Annotated in this window: 18 protein-coding genes; 17 read left to right on the forward strand and 1 reads right to left on the reverse strand. The window is 38.8% G+C overall.

What is annotated here, in order from left to right; genetic code table 11:
- Nucleotides 1-120: 120 nt before the first annotated feature.
- Nucleotides 121-2,172 (reverse strand): transglycosylase domain-containing protein, encoded by a 2,052-nt coding sequence (locus tag ABC228_RS08620; protein ID WP_345824711.1) that lies wholly within the window; start codon nt 2,170-2,172, stop codon nt 121-123.
- Between the two features lie 198 nt (nt 2,173-2,370).
- Here ABC228_RS08620 and ABC228_RS08625 point away from each other — a divergent pair, with 198 nt between their 5' ends.
- The 17 genes from ABC228_RS08625 to glpX all read left to right on the forward strand — a co-directional run bounded on the left by ABC228_RS08625 (nt 2,371) and on the right by glpX (nt 24,173).
- Complete coding sequence (locus ABC228_RS08625; protein ID WP_345824712.1) at nt 2,371-2,796, forward strand: YwiB family protein; 426 nt, start codon at nt 2,371-2,373, stop codon at nt 2,794-2,796.
- A gap of 2 nt (nt 2,797-2,798) precedes the next feature.
- Nucleotides 2,799-4,469: an arginine--tRNA ligase gene (gene argS / locus ABC228_RS08630; RefSeq protein ID WP_345824713.1), complete on the forward strand. Its 1,671-nt coding sequence runs from the start codon at nt 2,799-2,801 to the stop codon at nt 4,467-4,469.
- 348 nt (nt 4,470-4,817) lie between these two features.
- Nucleotides 4,818-6,926 carry a (Fe-S)-binding protein gene (locus ABC228_RS08635; protein ID WP_345824714.1) on the forward strand — a complete coding sequence of 703 codons (2,109 nt, stop codon included), beginning with the start codon at nt 4,818-4,820 and terminating at the stop codon, nt 6,924-6,926.
- Between the two features lie 276 nt (nt 6,927-7,202).
- Nucleotides 7,203-8,390, forward strand: a complete 1,188-nt coding sequence (locus ABC228_RS08640; protein WP_345824715.1) for an acetyl-CoA C-acetyltransferase — start codon at nt 7,203-7,205, stop codon at nt 8,388-8,390.
- 112 nt (nt 8,391-8,502) lie between these two features.
- Nucleotides 8,503-9,354 (forward strand): 3-hydroxybutyryl-CoA dehydrogenase, encoded by an 852-nt coding sequence (locus tag ABC228_RS08645; protein WP_345824716.1) that lies wholly within the window; start codon nt 8,503-8,505, stop codon nt 9,352-9,354.
- A gap of 27 nt (nt 9,355-9,381) precedes the next feature.
- Nucleotides 9,382-10,518, forward strand: a complete 1,137-nt coding sequence (locus ABC228_RS08650; RefSeq protein ID WP_345824717.1) for an acyl-CoA dehydrogenase — start codon at nt 9,382-9,384, stop codon at nt 10,516-10,518.
- A 12-nt stretch (nt 10,519-10,530) separates the two neighbouring features.
- Nucleotides 10,531-11,670, forward strand: coding sequence for an acyl-CoA dehydrogenase (locus ABC228_RS08655; protein WP_345824718.1), 1,140 nt, complete (start codon nt 10,531-10,533; stop codon nt 11,668-11,670).
- Between the two features lie 14 nt (nt 11,671-11,684).
- Nucleotides 11,685-12,617, forward strand: coding sequence for a methylmalonyl Co-A mutase-associated GTPase MeaB (gene meaB, locus ABC228_RS08660; protein ID WP_345824719.1), 933 nt, complete (start codon nt 11,685-11,687; stop codon nt 12,615-12,617).
- A 4-nt stretch (nt 12,618-12,621) separates the two neighbouring features.
- Nucleotides 12,622-13,284 carry a TetR/AcrR family transcriptional regulator gene (locus tag ABC228_RS08665; RefSeq protein ID WP_345824720.1) on the forward strand — a complete coding sequence of 221 codons (663 nt, stop codon included), beginning with the start codon at nt 12,622-12,624 and terminating at the stop codon, nt 13,282-13,284.
- Complete coding sequence (gene icmF, locus ABC228_RS08670) at nt 13,262-16,504, forward strand: fused isobutyryl-CoA mutase/GTPase IcmF (protein ID WP_345824852.1); 3,243 nt, start codon at nt 13,262-13,264, stop codon at nt 16,502-16,504. The genes ABC228_RS08665 and icmF overlap by 23 nt, the downstream gene beginning before the upstream one ends.
- Before the next feature lie 429 nt (nt 16,505-16,933).
- Nucleotides 16,934-17,458, forward strand: a complete 525-nt coding sequence (gene rpoE, locus ABC228_RS08675) for a DNA-directed RNA polymerase subunit delta (protein WP_427902217.1) — start codon at nt 16,934-16,936, stop codon at nt 17,456-17,458.
- A gap of 262 nt (nt 17,459-17,720) precedes the next feature.
- A complete protein-coding gene (gene pyrG / locus ABC228_RS08680; protein WP_345824722.1) occupies nt 17,721-19,331 on the forward strand; it encodes a CTP synthase in 1,611 nt (536 codons plus the stop codon).
- Between the two features lie 232 nt (nt 19,332-19,563).
- Nucleotides 19,564-19,923 (forward strand): response regulator, encoded by a 360-nt coding sequence (locus tag ABC228_RS08685; RefSeq protein WP_345824723.1) that lies wholly within the window; start codon nt 19,564-19,566, stop codon nt 19,921-19,923.
- 141 nt (nt 19,924-20,064) lie between these two features.
- Nucleotides 20,065-20,919: a class II fructose-1,6-bisphosphate aldolase gene (fba, locus tag ABC228_RS08690; protein ID WP_345824724.1), complete on the forward strand. Its 855-nt coding sequence runs from the start codon at nt 20,065-20,067 to the stop codon at nt 20,917-20,919.
- Nucleotides 20,920-21,035: 116 nt separating this feature from the next.
- Nucleotides 21,036-21,683 (forward strand): fructose-6-phosphate aldolase, encoded by a 648-nt coding sequence (gene fsa / locus ABC228_RS08695; protein WP_345824725.1) that lies wholly within the window; start codon nt 21,036-21,038, stop codon nt 21,681-21,683.
- 136 nt (nt 21,684-21,819) lie between these two features.
- Entirely contained in the window at nt 21,820-23,109 is a 1,290-nt protein-coding gene (gene murA, locus ABC228_RS08700) for a UDP-N-acetylglucosamine 1-carboxyvinyltransferase (protein WP_345824726.1), read from the forward strand.
- A gap of 92 nt (nt 23,110-23,201) precedes the next feature.
- Nucleotides 23,202-24,173 (forward strand): class II fructose-bisphosphatase, encoded by a 972-nt coding sequence (glpX, locus tag ABC228_RS08705; RefSeq protein ID WP_345824727.1) that lies wholly within the window; start codon nt 23,202-23,204, stop codon nt 24,171-24,173.
- Nucleotides 24,174-24,586: the final 413 nt, after the last annotated feature.

A 24,586-nucleotide genomic window follows, 5' to 3' on the forward strand; every position in this document is an offset into this window, starting at 1 on the left:
TAATTATTACATGGGCTTACTCATGTATTACTAGGACAAAAAAGAAGCCGACGTCACGCAAGGCACAACCTTGCTGTACGTCGGCTTCTTTTGTTGTAAGGGGAGAAAAGGGTTTCATGATTAGTCGAAAAATACGTCAAACCAACGCTCGAACAATCCTTTTTTATCATCCTTCGCATTGTGTTCTTTTTCACCATCACCAAAGTAATGCTCAGAACAGTGATATTCAGGTTCGGTTCCTTCTTCAAAGAACATCACGGTGCTTGTTGGACATTGAGGTGTTGCTCGGGCTCCTGTAGTAGGGTCAATTGGTATGGCGACAAGGCCATTTGGTGCGTCAAAATGCTCTTCTGGTTGGTCACTATGAGCAGTCTCCATGAATGTAGCCCATATTTCTTTTGAGAAAGATCTTTCTGGACCAGATGATATGGTGCGGTTGTCGTCAAATCCAGTCCAAACTCCTGTTACAAGAGTCGGACTAAATCCTATCATCCAGCTATCTGAATCAGTGGATCCTGTCTTACCAGCATACGTACGAGATAATCTGTCCGCAATTGATATTCCTGTTACAGACATATAACCATTTAATGCTTCATCAAACATGCCTGTCATCAATTGCGTTAAGATAAATGTTTTTTGTGGATCAAGAACCATTGATTTAGAGTCATCATCCCGTTCATAAACCGTTTCTCCTTCACGGTCCACAATCTTTTCGATGGTATGGCCATCGATTTTATAGCCACCGTTAGCTAACATTCCATAAGCGGATACCATCTCCTCAACCGTAACTGTTGCGGTACCTAGGGCTAAAGATGGAACAGCAGGAAGATCACTGGCAATACCGAATTTTCTTGCTGTATCAACTAATGTCTCTGTTCCCAAAAACATATTCGTTTTTACTGCATAAATGTTATCGGATAAGGCTAAAGCTTGTGCTAATGTTATTGGCTCATTTGCATAATAGCCGTTAAAATTGCTTGGTTGATAGACCTTACCATCTTCAATCTCAAAGGCTGTTGGCTTGCTCATCAGTTTCGTACTTGCTGTATAGCCATTATTAAGTGCAGCATAATACAGAAACGGCTTAAATGATGAGCCTGGCATTCGTTTTGCTTGAATAGCACGATTGTAAGGACTTTCTCGATAATTACGTCCACCAACTAAAGCTCGTATTGCACCATTCTTTGGGTCAAGTGATACAGCACCAACCTCCATCTCACTTGATTCTGTAACCGTATTGGTAATGCTCTCTTCAAGCTCTTTTTGCATGGTGATGTCTAATGTTGTATAGATTTGATAGCCACCAGAACGAACAGATTCCTTATCCAAATCTAACCGATTAGCTGCTTCTGTTAAGACGGTGTCCTGAAAATAGGGACCAATACTTAGCTGTTTTCTTTCTTGTGGGTCTGCATAGGTAAGCTGCTCCTGGCTTGCAAGCTTATATTGCGCTTCCGATATTGCATCTTTGTCATGCATGATCCTCAATATATGCTGTTGTCTATTGGTTGCTCTCTCTGAGTCATTAAATGGAGAGTAATAGGTGGGACCCTTTGGAATGCCAGCTAGCATCGCGGCCTCAGCAATCGTTAATTCACTTGCTGACTTATTGAAAAAGTGGTTACTTGCGGCTTCGATTCCGTATGCACCATGACCATAGTAGACTGTGTTAAGATATCCTTCTAATATTTCTTCTTTTGAATAAAACATCTCAAGCCGAATCGTATAAAAGGCTTCTTTAATCTTTCTAGTCCATGTTTTTTCATGGGAAAGAAATAAGTTTCGGGCATATTGCTGTGTTAATGTACTAGCACCCTCTTTTAAGGACATTGTTTTAATATCCTTTAATATCGCACCAGCTATTCTTTTTAAATCAAACCCATTATGTTGAAAGAAATGCTGATCTTCAATCATCAATGTGGCATCAATTATACTTGGTGTCATACTTTCTAAATCAACCCAATGGCGATTTTCATATCCATGCTCTTCGCCAATCACTTCATTATTTGCACTGTAATAAACGGTGTTTTGTTCATTTGCTAGGCTTGGTGGTCCAAGTAAGAATGCAATAAGGTAAACAAGTAAGAAAGAGGATACAACAAATAAGGAAAAGCCAAAGAATACTTTAAGAAGAACACGCTTTGCTTTTTTTGTTCGAATAGTTTTCTCCATTGTTTTCAAGCTCCATCTGTTCTGTCGTATTTTGTCAGTTATTATCATTATAGGAAAACAATACGAGAAATAAACTTCTATCTTCATAATTCTAGTAGTGGTTATTTAGATGTGGATGAGAGAATAATGTTATCTATTGAAAAACGACGTCACTTCTCGCTATAATAGTACAATATGAGCAAGTAGGAAGGCGATTTTATGGAGCAGCAAGTACGGGTTGAATTACATATGGTAATTGATGACAATGGACAAAAGGAATCGACCACTAGTAAACAATCTGGTAAGTATTTTAAAAAGCAAAACTTAGATGTCCTTACATTTGAAGAAAAAACAGAGGACAATTATGTTATAAAAAATTTAATTACGATACAGCCTGAAAAGGTCAGTATCAAACGATCAGGACTTGTATCAATGAACCAACAGTTTCGAACTAATCACATTACAGAAAATGTCTATACACACCCACATGGACATATCCATATGGAGACATATACGAAAAGCATAAGATATCAAGTAGGTGACCAATTTTCAGAAGGTCTGTTACATATTGATTATACCGTTAAGTTAAACGGTCAGGATGAACGTAACCATGCATTAACGCTCACCTATAAAAAGGAGGACTAACCATGAACGTATTGGCTCAAACAGAGACGACTTTAAAAGAACAAATTGGTACCGCAGTATTAACAGCCGGATTAGCGACTGAAGCAGATTTACCCGATGTCATATTAGAGAAGCCAAAAGATAAGTCACATGGTGACTTTGCGACAAATATTGCGATGCAATTAACACGTATAGCGAAAAAGGCACCAAGACAAATTGCAGAGGATATTATAGCAAACTTGGATCAATCAAAAGCATCGATTGAAAAAGTAGAAATTGCTGGACCTGGATTTATCAACTTTTTTATGAAGAATGATTTTCTAACTGATTTGATTCCTACCATTCTGGATGCAGAATCTGATTACGGAAAAACAGAATTCGGCAAAGGCACAAAAATTCAAGTAGAGTTTGTTTCGGTTAACCCGACAGGGAATTTACATCTTGGACATGCCCGTGGTGCAGCGTTTGGAGATGTGCTTTGTAATGTGTTAGCAGCTGCAGGCTTCCAAGTGGAACGCGAATACTACATTAATGATGCTGGAAATCAAATTGATAATCTAGCTCGTTCAGTTAACGCAAGGTATTTACAAGCATTGGGACAAAATGCAGAAATGCCAGAGGATGGTTATCGTGGGCAAGATATTCTTCAAATAGGGAAAGACTTAGCGGAAGAGCACGGAGATACATGGGCAACCAAATCAGAGCAAGAACGTTTGGAATTCTTTAAGGAATACGGGCTTGAATATACATTAGGAAAAATCAAAACAGACTTGAACGATTTTGGGGTTCAGTTTGATAACTGGTTCTCCGAAAGAAGTCTTTATAAAAATGATGAAATAAATGATGTTTTAAACAAATTGAAAGCAGGGGACTATGTTTACGAGCAGGATGGAGCAGTATGGTTCCGTTCAACGGATTTTGGTGATGATAAAGATCGCGTATTGGTGAAGAATGATGGGGCATATACGTATTTAACACCAGACATTGCCTATCACCAAAACAAAATTAACCGTGGTTTCGATAAACTGATAAATGTTTGGGGTGCAGATCACCATGGCTATATTCCAAGAATGAAGGCTGCTATTCAAGCGCTTGGCTATGATGGTGATAAATTAGATGTGAAAATCATTCAGATGGTAAATCTGTTTGAAGAAGGTGAGAAGCTTCGTATGAGTAAGCGCACCGGTAATGCAGTGTCACTTAGAGAACTAATGGATGAGGTTGGAATCGATGCGGTTCGCTATTTCTTTGTAGCAAGATCAAACGACTCACAGCTTGACTTCGATGTGGAGCTTGCTCGTTCACAATCAAACGATAATCCAGTCTTTTATGTTCAATATGCACATGCACGTATTTGTACGATGTTAAAGCAAGCAGAAAGCAAAGGTATTGATATTAAACAAACGTTTGATTCATCTCTGCTTACTGCAGAAAAAGAAGTAGATTTGTTGAAAAAGATGGGTGAATTTCCACAAGTGATTGCAGATGCTGCAGAAAAGCATGCACCACACAAAATTACACAATATGTTTTTGACTTAGCATCATTATTACACAGCTTTTATAATGCAGAGAAAGTTCTCGATATGGAGAATCTAGACCTCACGAATGCAAGAATTGCCTTAATGAAAGCAGTTCGAATAACTCTAGCAAACGGTTTAGCATTAATGGGTGTAAATGCACCAGAAAAGATGTAATGAACCCTAACTTCCTTGTCTCAACAAAAAAGGCAGGGGAGTTTTTTTATCCCAACATGAGTAAAACTCTCTCATCTATTCATGGGAGTAGCGAAAGGGTGCTAGGAAGATTCAGCATCCAGTGTTATGCCAACAGATTTTTCTAGTCATGATGCATTGGTGACTAATTACCATTAAAAAACAGGTTGACTGAATAGTCATTCATAATTTATAGTAATAGATGAGGTAGTGTTTTATTATTCAGAAAAATGGAATCGCTATCATTTTAACTGTAAGATGTTTTTATGAGAGAAATATAGTAAGTAGAGTAGCAGAGGAAGAACTTCAAGCAGACAGGAGGAACAGCCGATGGAAGATGTATTTTTACTAGTTAATACCTTGTTCTTTATTGGAATTACACTATATGGGTTATATTTGTTTGCTAGAGTAATAGCAACAAGAGTTGCCTATATTAGGTTAGGAAAAAAATCGGAGTTTGATGGGGATATTAAGGAACGCGTAAACCGGATTATTAAAATTGTATTTGGGCAATCGAAGCTATTAAAGGATAAAAAATCTGGTGCGATTCACGTCATGATGTTCTATGGATTTATTCTCGTTCAGTTTGGCGCGATCGATTTTATTGTGAGGGGTATATCTCCAGGTAACCATTTACCATTTGGCTTCTTATATCCTGGTTTTACTTTTTTTCAGGAGATTGTCACCTTAACAATATTAGTAGCTGTTATCTGGGCTTTTTATCGCCGTTATATTGAGAAGCTTGTCCGACTTAAGCGTGGTTTTAAGGCAGGGTTAGTGTTATTATTTATTGGAACATTAATGTTATCCGTATTATTAGGGAATGGTATGGCATTAATCTGGCATGGTGAACCGGGAACTTGGACAGAACCGATTGCTAGTTTAATAGCTGGAGTGTTTGGCTTTTTATCACCAACTGCTGCGATGGCTGTGTTTTTCGTAGCATGGTGGATTCATAACCTGACATTATTAACATTCCTAGTATATGTACCACAATCCAAGCATGCGCACCTTATTGCTGCTCCAATCAATGTGTTTTTGAGCAAGCGAGTGCCTGGTAAATTGAAAAAGCTTGATTTTGAGATTGATGAGGAAAGTGAAGAGGAAGTATCATTTGGTGTTGGAAAAGTAGAAGACTTTGAACAAGTTCAAATGATTGATTTTTATGCTTGTGTTGAATGTGGTCGTTGTACGGATGTTTGTCCTGCAGCAACAACTGGTAAAATGCTATCACCAATGGATTTAATGGTGAAAATCCGTGACCACTTAACAGAAAAGGGTGCTGCTGTCACAGGCAAATCGCCATGGGTACCAGCCTATGCATTTTCGAATACACAAGGTAATCGATTAGCAAGATCAACTCGTGATGAAGCCGCAGCTACAGTGGAGACGATTAGTCTAATTGGCGATGTTATTACAGAGGAAGAGATTAATGCCTGTACAACATGCCGCAACTGTGAAGAAGCATGTCCGGTTATGAATGAACATGTAGATAAAATAATTGATTTAAGACGTTACCTAGTCATGACAGAAGGAAAGATGGATGCAGATGTTCAACGTGCTGTCATGAATATTGAGCGTCAAGGAAATCCATGGGGGCTATCGAAGAAGGATCGCATTAAATGGCGTGAAATCGATGAGTCTGCTTATATTCCAACTGTGAAGGAATTGAAAAAAGAAGAAAAAGATTTCGAATATCTTTTCTGGGTAAGCTCGATGGGATCATTTGATAGCCGAAGCCAAAAGATTGCGATTGCTTTTGCAAAATTGATGAATCAAGCTGGCATTAGCTTTGCAATACTCGGTAATAAAGAGGCTAATTCAGGTGATACGGCAAGACGAATTGGAAATGAATTTTTATTCCAAGAAATTGCAGAGAAAAACATTAAAGAATTTGAAAAGAATGACGTGAAGAAAATCGTAACCATTGATCCACACGCATACAATATTTTTAAGAATGAATACCCTGATTTCGGCTATGAGGCTGAGGTATATCATCATACACAATTACTTTATGATCTAGTAATGGAAGGCAAACTTAAGCCTACTAAAGCAATCAATGAGAAATTAACCTTCCATGACTCTTGTTATCTAGGGAGATATAATGGCGTATATGATCCGCCACGAGAAATCCTTAAAGCCATTCCTGGGCTTGAGCTTGTTGAAATGGATCGTAGCCGTGAAAATGCGATGTGCTGTGGTGCTGGTGGAGGATTAATGTGGACAGAAGAAACGACAGGTAACCGTGTGAATATAGCGAGAACAGAGCAAGCTCTAGCGGTTTCTCCATCTGTTATTTCAAGTGCGTGTCCATATTGTTTAACCATGCTAAGCGATGGTACAAAAGCAAAAGAGGTAGAAGAGGATATTAATACAATGGATGTTGCCGAAATTCTAGCATTATCCGTTTTAGTTGAAGAGGAAGTAAAGACAGCATAATTAGAAATGAAGAGGAAGGGACAAAACTAATAGGGAATTCTGAAAAGCCGAACGATAAACTAAACTAGATCCGGAAATATGCACTAGCTATAATTGTTCGTTTTTTCCTTGCTAAAAATACTTTTGTCCCAGCCCCTTCTTACACATAATAATTAAAGGCATTCGCATCAACGTGAATGCCATGCTTTTAACACATAAACTGAGCGAGCGTTCAATCAAGTTACGTCATGAAATTTATCATAAATATAAATTATTGTTAGAGGAGGACTTTATAATATGAAAAAATCTGTCATTGTTTCTGGAGCTAGAACGCCATTTGGAAAATTTGGTGGTGCTTTAAAACCGTTAACAGCATCTCAATTAGGTGGAAAGGCAATTGCAGAAGCAGTAAAGCGTGCTGGTATTTCCGGGGATGAGGTTAATGAAGTCATTATGGGGAATGTGCTCCAAGGTGGTCAGGGTCAGCTTCCATCTCGTCAAGCTGCGCGTGAAGCAGGACTACCATGGGAGGTTAAAACAGAAACCATCAATAAGGTATGTGCTTCCGGGTTACGAAGTGTAACATTAGCAGATCTATTAATTCGTTCAGGAGACGAAGAAGTGATTGTTGCTGGTGGTATGGAAAGCATGAGCAATGCACCGTATTTCTTACCAGATGCACGTTGGGGAAATCGTATGGGCGATAAACGTGTAGTGGATATGCTGGTCCATGACGGATTGACGTGTTCCTTCACGGGTGTGCACATGGGTAACTACGGGAACTCCACTGCAGATGAATTCGAATTAACGAGAGAAGCTCAAGACGAATGGGCATACCGTAGCCATATGCGAGCAATTGCAGCGATGGAAGAAGGTAAATTTTCAGAAGAAATTGTACCTGTTGAAATTCAACAACGTAAAGGGGATCCAATTGTTGTCGATACCGACGAAGCTCCGAGAAAAGATACGAGTTTAGAAGTGTTAGCGAAGCTTCGACCAGCATTTGATCCCAATGGTACGATTACAGCAGGAAATGCACCAGGGGTAAATGATGGAGCATGTGCATTTGTTGTGATGTCTGATGAAAAAGCTGTAAGTTTAGGAAAAAAACCACTTGCAACGATTGTTGGTCATGCAGAGGTTGCAGTTGAAGCGAAGGACTTTCCAAAGACACCTGGTATTGTTATTAATACGTTACTAGAAAAAACAGGATATACAAAAGATGATATTGCTTTATATGAAATCAATGAAGCATTTTCTGCAGTCTCTTTAGCAAGCAGTGTAATTGCTGATTTAGACCCAGAGAAAGTTAATGTAAATGGTGGAGCGGTTGCACTTGGGCATCCAATTGGTGCAAGTGGATCACGAATTATCTTAACATTAATCCATGAGCTACAACGTCGTGGCGGAGGACTAGGTATTGCTGCTATCTGTAGTGGCGGTGGTCAAGGAGATGCAATATTAGTTGAAGTGCCTGGTGAGTAAGAAAATTTAAGCGGCACGGGGGAGTTTGAGATTCGGATGAACGACCCCGTGCTCGTAAGTTTTTTGGTTAATTCTTAATTTACGAATCTAAATCTTTCAGGGGGGATAGTCGATGACAATAAAAAACGTAATGGTAATCGGTGCTGGGCAAATGGGATCTGGAATTGCCCAGGTTTTTGCACAATCAGGCTTTCATGTCTATTTAAACGACAGGGATGACAAAGCATTAGCAAAAGGAATCAATACGATTGAAAAGCTTTTAACTAGAGCCGTTGATAAAGGTCGATTGACAGAGGAAGGCAAAGCAGAGACGCTTAATCGCTTAACTCCGTCAACGAATTTAGAAGATGCCAAGCTTTGTGACTTAGTGATTGAAGCGGTAGTGGAAAATATGGATGTTAAAACAAGTGTATTTAAGCAACTTGATACGATTACACCAAAACATGCAATTCTTGCTTCCAATACTTCTTCTCTTCCAATTACGGAAATTGCAAGCGCTACCAATAGACCGGAGCAAGTTATAGGGATGCATTTCATGAATCCGGTACCGGTTATGAAACTAGTAGAAATTATTCGTGGGTTGCAAACCAGTGATGAAACCTATCAAACTATTGAAGATATGACACATCAACTGCAAAAGACGCCAGTTGAAGTGAATGATTTCCCCGGATTTGTTTCGAATCGCATTTTAATGCCAATGATTAATGAAGCGATTTATACCCTCTATGAAGGAGTGGCTTCACCTAAAGACATCGATACCGTCATGAAGCTTGGTATGAATCATCCAATGGGACCATTACAGCTAGCTGATTTTATTGGATTAGATACATGCCTATACATTATGGAGGTTCTCCATGAAGGATTTGCAGATAGTAAATATAGACCTTGTCCATTATTGCGAAAGTATGTAAAAGCAGGTTGGCTAGGTAAAAAATCTGGAAGAGGCTTTTATCAGTACGACTAGTTCACACCGAAGATAGGGGGAAACACAATGCATTTTCAATTTACGGAAGAGCAGCAGATGATGCGTAAAATGGTTCAGGACTTTGCTCAAAAAGAGGTTCTCCCAGAAGTTGAAAGAATGGAAAGTACCGAGAGATTTCCAATCGAGCTCATGAAAAAAATGGGTGATCTGGGGATTATGGGTATCCCAATCCCGGAGAAATATCAGGGCGCAGGCATGGATTATACATCTTATATCATAGCAATTCATGAATTGGCAAAGGTAAGTGCTACACTAGGAGTTATTTTATCCGTTCATACCTCTGTCGGCACGAACCCAATTTTGTTTTTTGGAACAGAAGAACAAAAAGAAAAGTATGTTCCAAGGCTTGCGACAGGTGAATACCTAGGTGCATTTGCATTAACGGAGCCTGGAGCTGGATCAGATGCCAAAAATATAAAGACAACAGCAAAAAGAGATGGCGATTATTATATTCTAAATGGATCGAAAGTGTTTATTACAAATGGAGGCATTGCAGATGTATATATTACGTTTGCGAAAACCGATGCATCTGAAAATGGGATGAGTGCCTTTATTATTGAAAAAGACACAGAAGGATTCATTATAGGAAAACAAGAAAAGAAAATGGGCTTACATGGCTCGAGTACTGTCCAGATTACATTTGATCAGTGTAAGGTGCCAGTAAAACAGTTGTTAGGTAATGAAGGCGATGGCTTTAAAATCGCTATGGCAAATTTAAACAAAGGAAGAGTTGGAATTGCAGCTCAGGCTCTTGGTATTGCGGAAGCGGCATTAGAATATGCGACCAATTATGCCAAGGAAAGAGAACAATTTGGTAAGCCGATTGCAACTAATCAAGGGATTTCCTTTAAGCTAGCGGATATGGGAACAGTGGTTGAAGCTGCAAAGCTATTAGTCTATCGTGCTGCTTCGATGATAGAACGGGGTATTCCATGTGCGAAGGAAGCATCTATGGCAAAGATGTATGCTTCGAATACAGCAATGAAGACTGCTATTGAAGCTGTACAAATCTTTGGTGGCTATGGCTACACAGAAGACTATCCTGTTCAAAGGCTATTTCGTGATGCCAAAATCACACAAATATACGAAGGAACGAATGAAATTCAGCACTTGGTTATTTCAAACAATTTACTAAAAGCCTAGGAGGCGAGATAGATGAATTTTCAATTAACAGAAGAACAAGAAATGCTAAGAAAAATGGTACAGGATTTTGCTAAGAAAGAAGTGGAGCCAACTGCAGCAGAGCGTGATGAGGAAGAGCGCTTTGACAGAAAGATTTTCGATAAGATGGCTGAATTAGGATTAACTGGTATTCCATGGCCAGAAGAGTATGGTGGTATTGGCTCAGACTATGTGAGTTATGTTATTGCAGTAGAGGAATTGTCTCGTGTTTGCGCATCAACAGGGGTAACTTTATCAGCACATCTATCCTTAGCAAGTTGGCCTATTTATAAGTATGGTAATGAGGAACAAAAGAAGAACTTCTTATATCGACTCGCCACTGGAGAAGCATTAGGAGCTTATGCATTGTCAGAGCCAGGTGCTGGTAGTGATGTTGCTTCCATGAGAACATCAGCCAAATTAGATGGAGATCATTATATCCTAAATGGCAGTAAAGTGTGGATAACAAATGGTGGGGTGGCAGATATATATGTTGTATTTGCCAAAACTGACCATGATGCACGTCATAAAGGGATAAGTGCCTTTATTGTAGAGAAAGGTACAGAAGGATTTACATTCGGTAAAAAAGAGAAAAAGCTGGGTATTCGTTCTTCACCGACAACCGAGTTAATTTTTGAAAATTGCCGTGTGCCAAAGGAGAACCTATTAGGTAACGAAGGCGATGGGTTTAAGATTGCCATGTCTACCCTTGACGGAGGGCGCAATGGAATAGCAGCTCAGGCTGTTGGAATTGCACAAGGTGCCTTAGATGCAGCGGTAAACTATGCGAAAGAACGCGAACAGTTTGGTAAGCCAATCGCTAATAATCAAGGGATATCCTTCAAGCTAGCAGATATGGCAACAGAAGTGGAAGCAGCAAGACTATTAACCTATCAAGCAGCATGGCTAGAATCTGAGGGGCTTCCTTATGGGAAGGCGTCCGCAATGTCGAAACTGTTTGCAGGAGATGCAGCAATGCGTATTACTGTAGAAGCGGTTCAGGTGTTTGGCGGCTACGGCTATACAAAGGACTATCCAGTAGAACGATATATGCGTGATGCTAAAATCACGCAAATCTACGAAGGAACACAGGAGATTCAACGACTTGTAATTGGAAGAATGTTAACGAAGTAGAAAGGATGTCCGGGATGCATCAGTTAGTGGAACGGATTGCTAGAAAAGACGTACGAGCATTAGCAAAAGCTATAACACTTGTGGAAAACGACCATGCTGAAAAATTAACGATTATGCAGGATGTATATGCCATTAAAGGGAATGGCATGTACATCGGCCTAACCGGTTCTCCTGGGGCAGGAAAAAGTTCACTTGTGAATCGGCTAATCTCTCATATTAGGGCAGAAGGGAAAACAGTTGCGGTTATTGCAGTTGATCCTACAAGTCCATTTAGTGGTGGAGCACTTCTAGGCGACCGTGTTCGAATGAATGAGCATTTTACTGATGACGGGGTTTATATACGAAGTATGGCAACTCGTGGAAGTCTTGGTGGTCTTGCACGTGCAACGAAGGACGCTATTCGTATCTGTGATGCATTCGGATTTGACGTCATTATTGTTGAAACTGTTGGGGTTGGGCAATCTGAGCTGGATATTATGAAGATTGTTGATACAACAGCAGTTGTCCTGACTCCCAATAGTGGTGATGTCTTACAAATATTTAAAGCAGGAATTATGGAAATTGCGGATTTGTTTGTCATTAATAAAGCGGATTTGCCAGGGGTAGGGAAACTGAAGGCGTTACTCCGTGAATTAGTTCATATGACCAAATCAGAACTACATGAAACCGCAATTGTAAAAACAGTTTCAACTGAAAACCAAGGAATGGATGTCCTGTGGGAAAAAATGAAAGCACATCATCAGTATTTGTATAGCACTGATGAGGGAGAGAATCGCCGTAATATGCAAATGCAATTAGAAGTGCTGGAGTTAATTCGAGAGGAAATTTGGCGGGATGTATCTCAATTTGTTCAAGCACATCCAGAATATCCGAAACGACATGAGAATCTTGATCCCTATAGGGTAGCAAGTGATTGGTACAAAAAATGGAAAAGAGAAGGGAGATAGCCATGTGAAAGAAAACAAGGTACTTTCTTCTGTAAAAGATGAGGAATTAATTAAGAAGCGCCGTGATCAAATGATCAAAGGAGCCTTAACACTTTTTAAGGAAAAGGGATTCCATCGTACGACAACTAGGGAGATAGCGAAGGAGTCCGGTTTTAGCATTGGTACTTTGTATGAATATATTCGAACAAAAGAGGATGTGCTGTATCTCGTTTGTGATTCGATTCATGGCGAAGTATTAAAACGCTTAGAAGCGGTTGTTGATTTGAAACAACCATCCGTAAAAAATTTATGCAACCTCATTACTTCCTACTTTCATTTAATGGATGATATGCAGGAAGAAATCTTGATTTTGTATCAAGAAGCAAAGTCCCTCAGTAAAGAGACTAGAGGTTATGTATTACAGAAAGAGCGAGACATGGCTTTGATGCTGGAGAAAGCAATTATTGCATGTCTTCCACATCGTTTACCAAAGCAGGATACGACTTTACTTGCCAATAATATTTTAATTGAAGGCCATATGTGGGGATTTCGTAGATGGATGTTACAGAAGGAATTTACACTCGAGGAATATATTGATAGGCAATTAAGTTTTATGTTACGTGCAATGGGAATAAATGCTGAAGAATTGAATTGGAGGGTTGATGATGGTACAAGTAACGTCATATAAAGCAAAGCATCCGGTTCGCTTTGTAACCGCATCTAGTTTGTTTGATGGTCACGATGCTTCCATAAACATTATGCGTCGAATTCTACAGTCTAGTGGTGCTGAAGTTATCCATCTTGGTCATAATAGATCTGTTGAAGAAGTCGTTCATGCCGCTATTCAGGAGGATGCGCAAGGAATAGCAATTTCTTCCTATCAAGGTGGGCATGTGGAGTACTTTAAGTATATGATTGATCTATTAAAAGAGCTTGGTGCAGACCATATAAAAGTATTTGGAGGCGGCGGTGGTGTTATCATTCCCCGTGAAATAAAAGAACTTCATCAATATGGTGTAACTAGAATTTTCTCACCAGATGATGGGCGTGAGTTAGGCCTTCAAGGGATGATAAATTTCATGATTGAGCAATGTGATTATTTACCTCCTTTTGATTATGATAAGCAAATAGCGAAGCTGATTGAAGGGGATCGCCAAGCAATTGCTAGAATGATAACTTATGTAGAGAATGATAAAGTAAGTGATGAAGAAAAGCATAAAGTAATGGAAGCAATTCAAAATCATACTGAAAACACTGTTCCCGTACTTGGGATTACCGGGACAGGTGGAGCTGGAAAAAGCTCTTTAACAGATGAATTAATTCGTAGGTTTATTAATATTATTCCAGATAGAAAGATTGCAATTATCTCGATTGACCCTACGAAGCGGAAAACTGGAGGGGCATTACTCGGAGATCGTATTCGTATGAATGCTATCTTCTCAGATCGTGTTTACATGCGTTCGCTTGCTACAAGGGACTCAAGAAGCGAGCTCTCAAAGGCAATAAGTGATGTTATTAAGGTTGTTCGAGCATCTGGGTTTGATTTTATTATTGTTGAAACAAGTGGTATTGGTCAAGGGGATGCAGCGATTACAGAGGTAACCGACCTTTCGATGTATGTAATGACCTCTGAATTTGGTGCGCCTACCCAATTAGAGAAAATTGATATGATTGATTTCGCTGATTTTATTGTCATCAATAAATTCGAACAAAAGGGATCTGAGGATGCATTAAATCAAGTTCGAAAGCAATATGAACGTAGTCATATGCTATTTCACCATGATAACAAAACGTTTCCGGTATTTGGAACAATAGCTAGTCAATTCAATGACACCGGTACTAATGCCTTATTCGCAGCATTAGTTGATAAAATCAACGAACAGTATAGCTGGAATGAGTCAGTTGACTTCGAGAGGCATGTTATCTCTGAAAAGCAAAATCTAATTATTACCAATGAACGTCGCCATTACTTACGAGAGATTGCAAGCTATATAAGAAGCTATCATAAGCAGGCTATAGAACAGAGTGGTACTGCTAGAAGACTTTATCAACTAGACGGTGCAATCGAAGTTGTAGAAGATGAGTCTACAAAGGAACCATTAAGAAAAGCATACGAAGCCTATGAATTCAATTTGCATCCAAATGCGAAAAAGCTACTTGAATCATGGGATATTACGAAACAGGCATATGCACAAGATACGATGACCTTTAAAGTTCGTGATAAAGAAATTGAAATGGATATTACGACTGAATCATTAGCTGGCGTAAAAATTCCAAAGGTCGCATTTCCAAAATATATGGACTGGGGTGATCGTTTACTTTGGTTACTGAAGGAAAATGTCCCTGGAGCATTTCCATTTACAGCGGGGGTATTTCCATTTAAACGAAAGGGTGAAGATCCTACTCGTCAATTTGCTGGAGAGGGAACACCCGAACGCACCAATCGTCGTTTTCATTATCTATCGAAAAATGAAGATGCTAAACGTTTATCGACTGCCTTTGACTCCGTAACTCTTTATGGAGAAGACCCGGCTTATCGACCAGATATTTATGGGAAGATCGGTGAAAGTGGCGTTAACATATGTACGCTAGTGGATATGAAAAAGCTTTACAGTGGCTTTGATTTAACGGATCCAAAAACCTCCGTATCCATGACTATTAATGGTCCTGCGCCAATCATATTAGCGATGTATTTTAATACAGCAATTGATCAGCAAGTAGAAGAATTCAAGCAAGAGAATGGACGTCAGCCTTCAGATGAAGAGTACAAAAGAATTAAAGCAGAAACGTTATCAGTTGTTCGTGGAACCGTTCAGGCGGATATATTAAAAGAGGATCAAGGTCAGAATACTTGTATTTTCTCCACCGAATTTGCTTTGCGAATGATGGGTGATATTCAACAATACTTTATCGATAAAAATGTCCGTAATTATTATTCGGTTTCCATATCTGGATACCATATAGCAGAAGCTGGTGCAAATCCAATTACACAGCTTGCATTTACACTAGCTAATGGCTTTACGTATGTGGAGTACTACCTAAGCCGTGGAATGGATATCAATAAATTCGCACCGAACTTATCCTTCTTTTTCTCGAATGGACTTGATCCTGAATATACGGTAATTGGTCGAGTGGCAAGACGTATATGGGCAATTACCATGCGCGATAAATATGGTGCGAATGAGCGAAGTCAGAAGCTGAAATATCACATTCAAACATCTGGGCGTTCCTTACATGCGCAGGAAATTGATTTTAATGATATTCGTACAACACTACAAGCATTAATTGCGATTCAAGATAATACAAATTCACTCCATACGAATGCTTATGATGAGGCGATTACGACGCCAACAGAAGAGTCGGTTCGTCGTGCCATGGCAATTCAGATGATTATTAATCGTGAATTCGGATTAACGAAGAATGAAAACTCCCTACAAGGATCTTTTATAGTGGAAGAACTAACAGACCTAGTAGAGGAAGCGGTTTTACAGGAATTTGAGCGTATCAATGATCGTGGTGGCGTGTTAGGTGCAATGGAACGTCAATATCAGCGTGGGAAAATTCAAGAGGAATCACTTTATTATGAAGGGAAAAAGCATTCAGGTGAATTACCGATTATTGGTGTAAACACATACCTTAATCCTAATCCTCCTTCAGAAGAAGAAATTGATTCTATGGAGTTAGCACGTGCGACAAAGGAAGAAAAGGAACATCAAATTACCGAATTGAAGAATTTCCAGGAACAGCATGCGGATAAAGCGGAGGCTGCTTTGGAACGTTTAAAAGAAACAGCTGCTTCAGGCGGGAATATCTTTGAGGAATTGATGGAGACGGTAAAGGTTGCTAGTCTAGGACAAATCACAAATGCCCTCTACCAAGTAGGCGGTCAGTACAGAAGGAATATGTAGATATAATGGTGAAGGAAGTCAATGGACTACAGTTACGCTTCCAAAGTTTCAAAGAAGTTCCATAGTAGCTTTCCTTCACGATGCAACAGCACATGAATTAATGATGCGAAAGTGATAGCGTATGAAATGTAAAAGTTGAGAAGACGGCTGTCCTCTCAACTTTTATATATTATAATAAAGGTTGATTTCATTTATGCTTTTTGATAGCATAATTCATTATGATTTGTTTATAATGAATGATAGGCTTTATGCTTTTTAAAGAACACGTATACATAAACAGTTGAATGTTTGTTTTTACATCATCAAGAGTAAATCCTCCTTTGAGGAATTAACTTTTAATAGAAATGAGGCTTATCGCCAGTATAACTAATGAAAAGGGAGTGCGGTATTGTGAGCTTGGATAATCTTAGCCGCGAGGAAATCAAAAGTATGTCAATGTTAGAATTGGCAAAAGAAATTATGACAGAAGAAAAGAAGGCTTTAGATTTTAGAGATGTTTTCAATAAAATTGCCGAGCTAAAAGACTTCACAGATGAGCAAAAAGACGATGCGCTAGCACAGTTTTACACAGACTTAAATGTGGATGGAAGATTTATTACACTCGGATCAAATATGTGGGGGCTAAAACGCTGGTACCCTGTTGAACAAATGGATGAAGATATCCATAATGAACCAAAGAAGAAGAAAAAAGTGAAGAAGAAGACTGAAGATGATGATCTTGATATCGAAGAGGATGATTTAGATCTTGGTCTTGATGATGAAGATGAAGAAGAGTTAGATGTTGATTTTGATGAACTAGATGATGATGAAGACGAAGATTTTGATGAATTAGAGGATGACGACTTCGATGGCTTCGATGATGATGACGAAGACGAAGACGTTGAAGATGATTTAGATGATTTAAATGAAATCGATGAAGATGAAATGGACGACGACCTTGAAGAAGAAAAATAAAGAATGACTGCTTGACTTTTATTGGGCAGGTGAGTACAATTTATATTGGGCTCTTTAAATTTATTTATTCAAAGCGTTTCCCCTAATTGGGGAGGCGCTTTTTGTGTTTTATACAAGCTTTTATTGGGAATCAATCCTCTAGTGATTTATACCACTGGGGAGTTTTTCATTTCTATGATTCTTATAGAGGATTGTGCACAAACTAATACAAACAGTGGTCGTTCTCATTAGTTAATTATCATGAATAGAAAGAGGGATAATCGTGGCTAAGTATATTTTTGTCACAGGTGGCGTAGTGTCATCTTTAGGAAAAGGAATTACAGCAGCATCATTAGGAAGGTTATTAAAGAATCGTGGATTAAAGGTTACGATTCAAAAGTTTGATCCATATATAAATGTGGATCCAGGAACAATGAGCCCGTATCAACATGGTGAAGTGTTTGTAACGGATGACGGTGCAGAAACAGACCTTGATTTAGGGCATTATGAACGCTTTATTGACATTAATTTAAATAAATATAGCAATATTACAACTGGTAAAGTCTACTCCAATGTTATTCGTAAAGAACGTCGTGGAGACTACTTAGGTGGCACCGTACAGGTTATCCCCCATATTACCAATGAAATAAAGGATCAAGTATTTCGTGCTAGTGAAGCAACAGGTGCAGATGTTGTTATTACTGAAATTGGAGGAACTGTCGGCGATATTGAATCACTGCCATTTCTCGAGGCAATTCGACAAGTGAAAAGTGATATTGGTAAGCGTAATGTGATGTATGTCCATTGTACACTGGTACCATACATCAAAGCAGCCGGTGAATTGAAGACAAAACCAACCCAGCATAGTGTAAAAGAACTACGTTCATTAGGTATTCAGCCTGATGCAGTTGTCCTCAGAACCGAGCATGAAATTAGTCAGGATATGAAGGATAAAATTGCCCTATTCTGTGATATTCGAGAAGAAGCAGTAATTGAAATGCGTGATGCCGATAATTTATATCAAGTTCCTTTAGCACTGCAGGATCAACGCCTAGATCAGCTGGTATGTGAGCATTTTGGAATAGATACAGAACCGGCTGATATGGGAGAATGGAAAGCGTTAGTAGATCGTGTATGTAATCTATCCAAGAAAATCCACATTGGGTTAGTAGGTAAATATGTGGAGCTACAAGATGCCTATATTTCAGTTGTTGAATCATTAAAACATGCTGGGTATGCGTATGATGCCGATATTCAGGTTCACTGGATAAATTCTGAAAAGATGGATACAGCTACGATTAGGGAAAAGCTAACACATGTAGATGGTGTTCTCGTACCTGGTGGTTTTGGTGATCGTGGAATTGAAGGAAAAATCGAAGCGATTCGTTTTGCTCGTGAAAATAAAATTCCTTTCCTTGGTATTTGCTTAGGGATGCAATTAGCAACCGTTGAATTTGCTCGAAACGTACTTGGCTATGCGGATGCACATTCAGCAGAAATCAATCCAACTACAACACATCCAATAATCGATTTATTGCCGGAACAAAAAGATATTGAGAACTTGGGTGGCACACTTCGATTAGGGTTATACCCTTGTAAGCTAAAGGACGGTACAAAAACAAAAGCTGCTTATGATGGAGCATCTATTGTAGAGGAACGTCATCGTCATCGCTATGAGTTCAATAATGAATATCGTGAGCAAATGGAAGCAAACGGATTTATTTTCTCCGGAACAAGCCCAGATGGTCGTTTGGTGGAAACAATTGAAATTGAAGATCATCCTTGGTTTGTTGCAAGCCAATTCCACCCTGAATTTACATCTCGTCCAACTAGGCCACAAAGCTTATTTAAAGGATTTATTGGAGCAGCAGTAGAACAAAATAACCATAAATAAATTATCTGCTAAAAAAATATATGGTAATAAAGTCGCGAATTTCACCTTAATAGGTACGATTCGCGACTTTTTTGATATATTCAACTATATAGTTTCATCTTGTTGACAATCGGGTATAAAGAAAGGTCATACTACTTATTTACTAATTCTTATTATAAAATGTTCGTTAAAAAGAAGGGTATTTTGTGCTTTATATCGAATTAGTTAATATAAAGGGGGATATTGTCATAAAATGGAAAAGAAAATATTGATTGTAGATGACGAAGTGGGTATCCGCTTACTATTAGAAGACCTCTTGGGAAGCGAAGGCCATGGGGTTTATACGGCGCAGACAGGTAAAGAAGCGCTGGATTTATTACAAGTACATACGATTGACCTTTTAATTATGGATTATAAGCTACCGATTTTAGACGGAATAGAAGTATTAAAACAATTAGAGAGAGAGAAGATTGACATTCCCACTATTGTCATGAGTGGATTAGTTGAAAACATAAAAGATGAAATTATTACTTTTCCAATTGTAAAGAAAGTCTTGTCAAAGCCATTTAATGTTCTAGAAGTAAGAGAATTTGTTAATCAATTATTGGCATAATTAATTAAATTTTTTAAAAAGTATGCGAGTATTAACTTTAGCTCTATTACCTTGCACCTTGGCATTTGACTTTGGTATTCTAATATAGTAAGTAAACAATAACGAATAGATGTCACATTCATCATCGAAGGAGGAAATCAAATGCCATTAGTATCCATGAAAGAGATGCTAGAACAAGGTAAAAATAACGGCTATGCAGTTGGACAATTCAATATAAATAACTTGGAGTACATACAAGCTATCCTGCAAGCAGCTGAAGAAGAGAAATCTCCAGTAATTCTTGGAGTTTCGGAAGGTGCTGCAAAATACATGGGCGGCTTCAAAGTTGTAGTCGCAATGGTTAAAGCTCAAATGGAAGAGTACGGTACAACAGTACCAGTAGCTATTCATTTAGACCATGGTTCAAGCTTTGAAAAATGTGCACAAGCAATCCATGCAGGGTTTACATCTGTCATGATTGATGCATCACATTCATCAATTGATGAAAATATTGCGCTAACGAAAAAAGTTGTAGAGCTAGCTCATATTCACGGTGTATCGGTTGAGGCAGAAGTAGGAACTGTAGGCGGAGAAGAAGACGGTGTTATCGGTGGTATTAACTATGCAGATGCACAGGAATGCCTACGTCTTGTAAAAGAAGCTGGAATTGACTGCTTGGCACCTGCACTTGGTTCTGTACATGGACCATACCAAGGTGAACCAAATTTAGGTTTTAAAGAAATGGAAGAAATCTTAAACTTAACACAAGTTCCATTAGTATTACACGGTGGTACTGGTATCCCAACAAAGGATATTCAAAAAGCTGTATCGTTAGGTACTGCTAAAATTAATGTAAATACAGAAAATCAAATGGCACAAGCAAAAGCTGTACGTGAAGCATTAAATGCCAAACCTGATCTTTATGATCCACGTAAATACTTAGGACCAGGTACAGAGGCAATTAAACAAACCGTAATCGGTAAAATGCGTGAATTTGGTTCTTCTAATCAAGCTTAACATGTAAAGTAGGAATGCCCTACCAGATTTTAACGGCTATGCATATATGTATAATAGCTAATCTGGCAGGGCTTTCTGTAAATAATGCTTATCAATTATTCGGGGAGGTAGAATAGATGAAGTTCTTTATTGATACTGCAAATATTGAAGAGATTCGTTCCGCAAACGAATTAGGAATTTTGGCAGGGGTTACAACAAATCCAAGCCTAGTTGCAAAAGAAGGAGTATCCTTTCATGATCGCTTAAGAGAGATTACTGCTGAAGTGACAGAAGGATCCGTTAGTGCAGAGGTTATTGCAGAAGATGCAGCTGGAATGATTGCAGAAGGGAAAGAGCTTGCTGCGATTGCACCAAACATCACAGTAAAGGTACCAATGACTTTGGAAGGGCTAAAAGCAGTAAAAGCGTTTAGTGATTTAAACATAAAAACGAATGTTACTCTAATTTTCAATGCAAACCAAGCTCTACTTGCTGCAAGAGCAGGTGCTACATATGTATCACCATTTTTAGGACGTCTAGATGATATTGGACATGATGGGATGCAATTAATTGCAACTATTTCGGAAATCTTTGATCGTCACAATATTAACACGGAGATTATAGCAGCGAGCATTAGACATCCATTACATGTAACGGATGCTGCTTTACATGGAGCAAGTATAGCTACCGTACCATATAATGTGCTTGGTCAGCTTGTGAAGCATCCATTAACAGATCAAGGTATCGAAAAATTTCTTGCGGATTGGAATAAGTCGAATCAATAAGCATGAATAAAAGCTATATTGACCAAACTATGAACAAGATGATTACAAGCCAATATGAAAGTAATAAAGGCTAGAATAATTTTAAAAATGTGTGTTCAAATAAAATTTGAACAACCTCATAAAGCGGGGTTTTGATATGCAAAAAATGATAGTTGAAGGCGGTCATGTCTTAAATGGAAAGGTACGCATCAGTGGAGCAAAAAACAGTGCAGTAGCACTCTTGCCAGCAGCAATTTTGGCTGACTCGGAGGTTACAATAGAAGGACTGCCAGAGATTTCGGATGTATATACACTAAGTGATTTATTAGAGGAAATCGGTGGAAATGTGTCGTGGGATGGACAAACCATTCATATTAATCCGGAAAATATGATTTCCATGCCATTACCAAATGGAAAAGTGAAAAAGCTTAGGGCATCCTATTATTTTATGGGTGCAATGCTAGGTAAATTTAAAAAGGCAGTAATTGGACTACCAGGAGGCTGTTTCTTAGGGCCACGTCCAATTGACCAGCATATTAAGGGCTTTGAAGCATTAGGTGCAGAAGTAACCAATGAGCAAGGTGCGATTTATCTTCGGGCGAAAGAATTAACCGGTGCCAGAATTTATCTAGATGTTGTTAGTGTAGGCGCCACGATTAATATCATGCTTGCAGCTGTTCGAGCAAAGGGTAAGACCATTATTGAAAATGCAGCGAAAGAGCCAGAGATAATTGATGTTGCCACATTGTTAACCAATATGGGAGCGAAAATAAAAGGTGTTGGAACAGACGTAATTCGGATTGAAGGAGTGCCTTCCTTACATGGATGCCGTCATACAATAATTCCAGATCGTATCGAGGCTGGAACATATGCGATTGCCTCCGCTGCAGCTGGTAATGAAGTAATTATTGATAATGTCATTCCACAGCACTTAGAATCACTTTTAGCGAAACTAAGAGAAATGGGTATCACCGTAGAGGATTCAGATGACCAACTATACATTGCAGCAAGAAAAAACCCACTCAAAAGCGTGGACATTAAAACATTGGTTTATCCAGGCTTTCCAACAGATCTTCAACAGCCATTTACCAGTCTTTTGACAAAAGCACATAATACTGGTGTCGTAACCGATACCATCTATTCAGCACGTCTAAAGCATATTGATGAGCTTAGAAGAATGAATGCTACCGTTAAAGTAGAAGGTGGATCTGTGATTGTTTCAGGTCCAGCACAGCTTGAAGGTGCCAGAGTAAAAGCAAGTGATCTACGTGCAGGTGCTGCACTGGTTATTGCGGGACTAATGGCTAATGGTATTACCGAAATTACCGGCTTAGAGCATATTGATCGGGGCTATGAGAACATGACAGAGAAATTAAATAGCCTTGGTGCAAATGTATGGCGAGAAGATATGTCAGAGGAAGAAGTCTTACAATTTCAGAACTCCTAAATGGGTTCTGGATCATTCCATAGATGGACCCGTCTGCTTTTAATAAATAGGCTTTTTGGGATGAGGTTATTTAATAAAGGGAGATGGAAATTATGGAAAGAAGTTTAACAATGGAAATCGTACGCGTTACAGAGGCTGCAGCACTTTCTTCTGCCCGCTGGATGGGAAGAGGAAAGAAAGAAGAAGCAGATGATGCTGCTACCACTGCAATGCGTGATGTTTTTGATACTATTCCGATGCGGGGAACTGTTGTCATCGGAGAAGGCGAGATGGATGAAGCACCAATGCTATACATTGGTGAGAAGCTTGGAACTGGTACAGGACCTCTAGTGGATATTGCAGTAGACCCATTAGAAGGTACGAATATAGTTGCTAGAGGAACAACGAATGCCCTTGCAGTAATTGCAATAGGTGATCATAATCAAGTGCTTCATGCTCCTGATATGTACATGAAGAAAATCGCTGTTGGACCAGAAGCTGTTGGCAAAATTGATATTAATGCACCAACAATAGATAATTTAAAGGCCGTAGCAAAGGCAAAGAATAAAGATATAGAAGATCTCGTTGTCATTATTATGGACCGTCCAAGACACCATAAAGTAATGGATGAAATTCGTGAAGCAGGTGCGAGAATTAAATTAATACAAGACGGTGATGTTGCCGCAGCAATCAATACTGCTTTTGACGAAACTGGTGTTGATTTATTTATGGGTATTGGTGGCGCACCGGAGGGTGTTATTGCAGCCATTGCACTTAAATGTCTAGGTGGAGAAATGCAAGGACAGCTTGTTCCACAAAATGACGAAGAAATTGCACGTTGTAAGAAAATGGGCATCGGTGATATCAATAAGATTTTTTATATGGATGACTTTTGTGGTGGTGACGATGCAATATTTGCTGCTACAGGAGTGACAGATGGCGAGCTTCTAAAGGGTGTTCAATTTAAAGGGCAAAAAGCCAAAACGCAAACCGTAGTTATGCGAGCAAAAAGCGGTACGGTTCGCTTTATCGATGGTGAACACAGCTTAAAGAAAAAGCCGAATTTAGTAATAAAACCAGAATAACCTACTTATAATACTATAATTGGAGAACATTGTTGTTGTAACAGGAATTATAATACCAATGTTTTCCAACCCCTCTATTTAGGTACTGTCTTCAAAAAAGTGTTGAATATTCCTATTAAAACGTTTAACATTGTAAATGTTTAAGATAAGAATTGTTTGGTTAATATAAACATATAAAGTAAATACGATGGGTACTGTTAATCTTGAGCTACCCATAAAACTTCTATTCTAGCTTCTATAAATATTCTTCCCTTCTACAAATGAAATCTCATCAGGAAGTAATATCTCATATCAACTAATCAGATAAGCCTTATCAATCTTTATAGTGTTATTAGGATTCCTTGCTGTACGTGTGTGTATTACATAATGTCGGTGATGTATCTATCAAAATAGTAAATATGTTTAAGGAATAG

It is taken from the genome of Ornithinibacillus xuwenensis (genome assembly GCF_039614845.1).
In the GTDB taxonomy this organism is placed as follows: Bacteria; Bacillota; Bacilli; order Bacillales; family Amphibacillaceae; genus Ornithinibacillus; species Ornithinibacillus xuwenensis.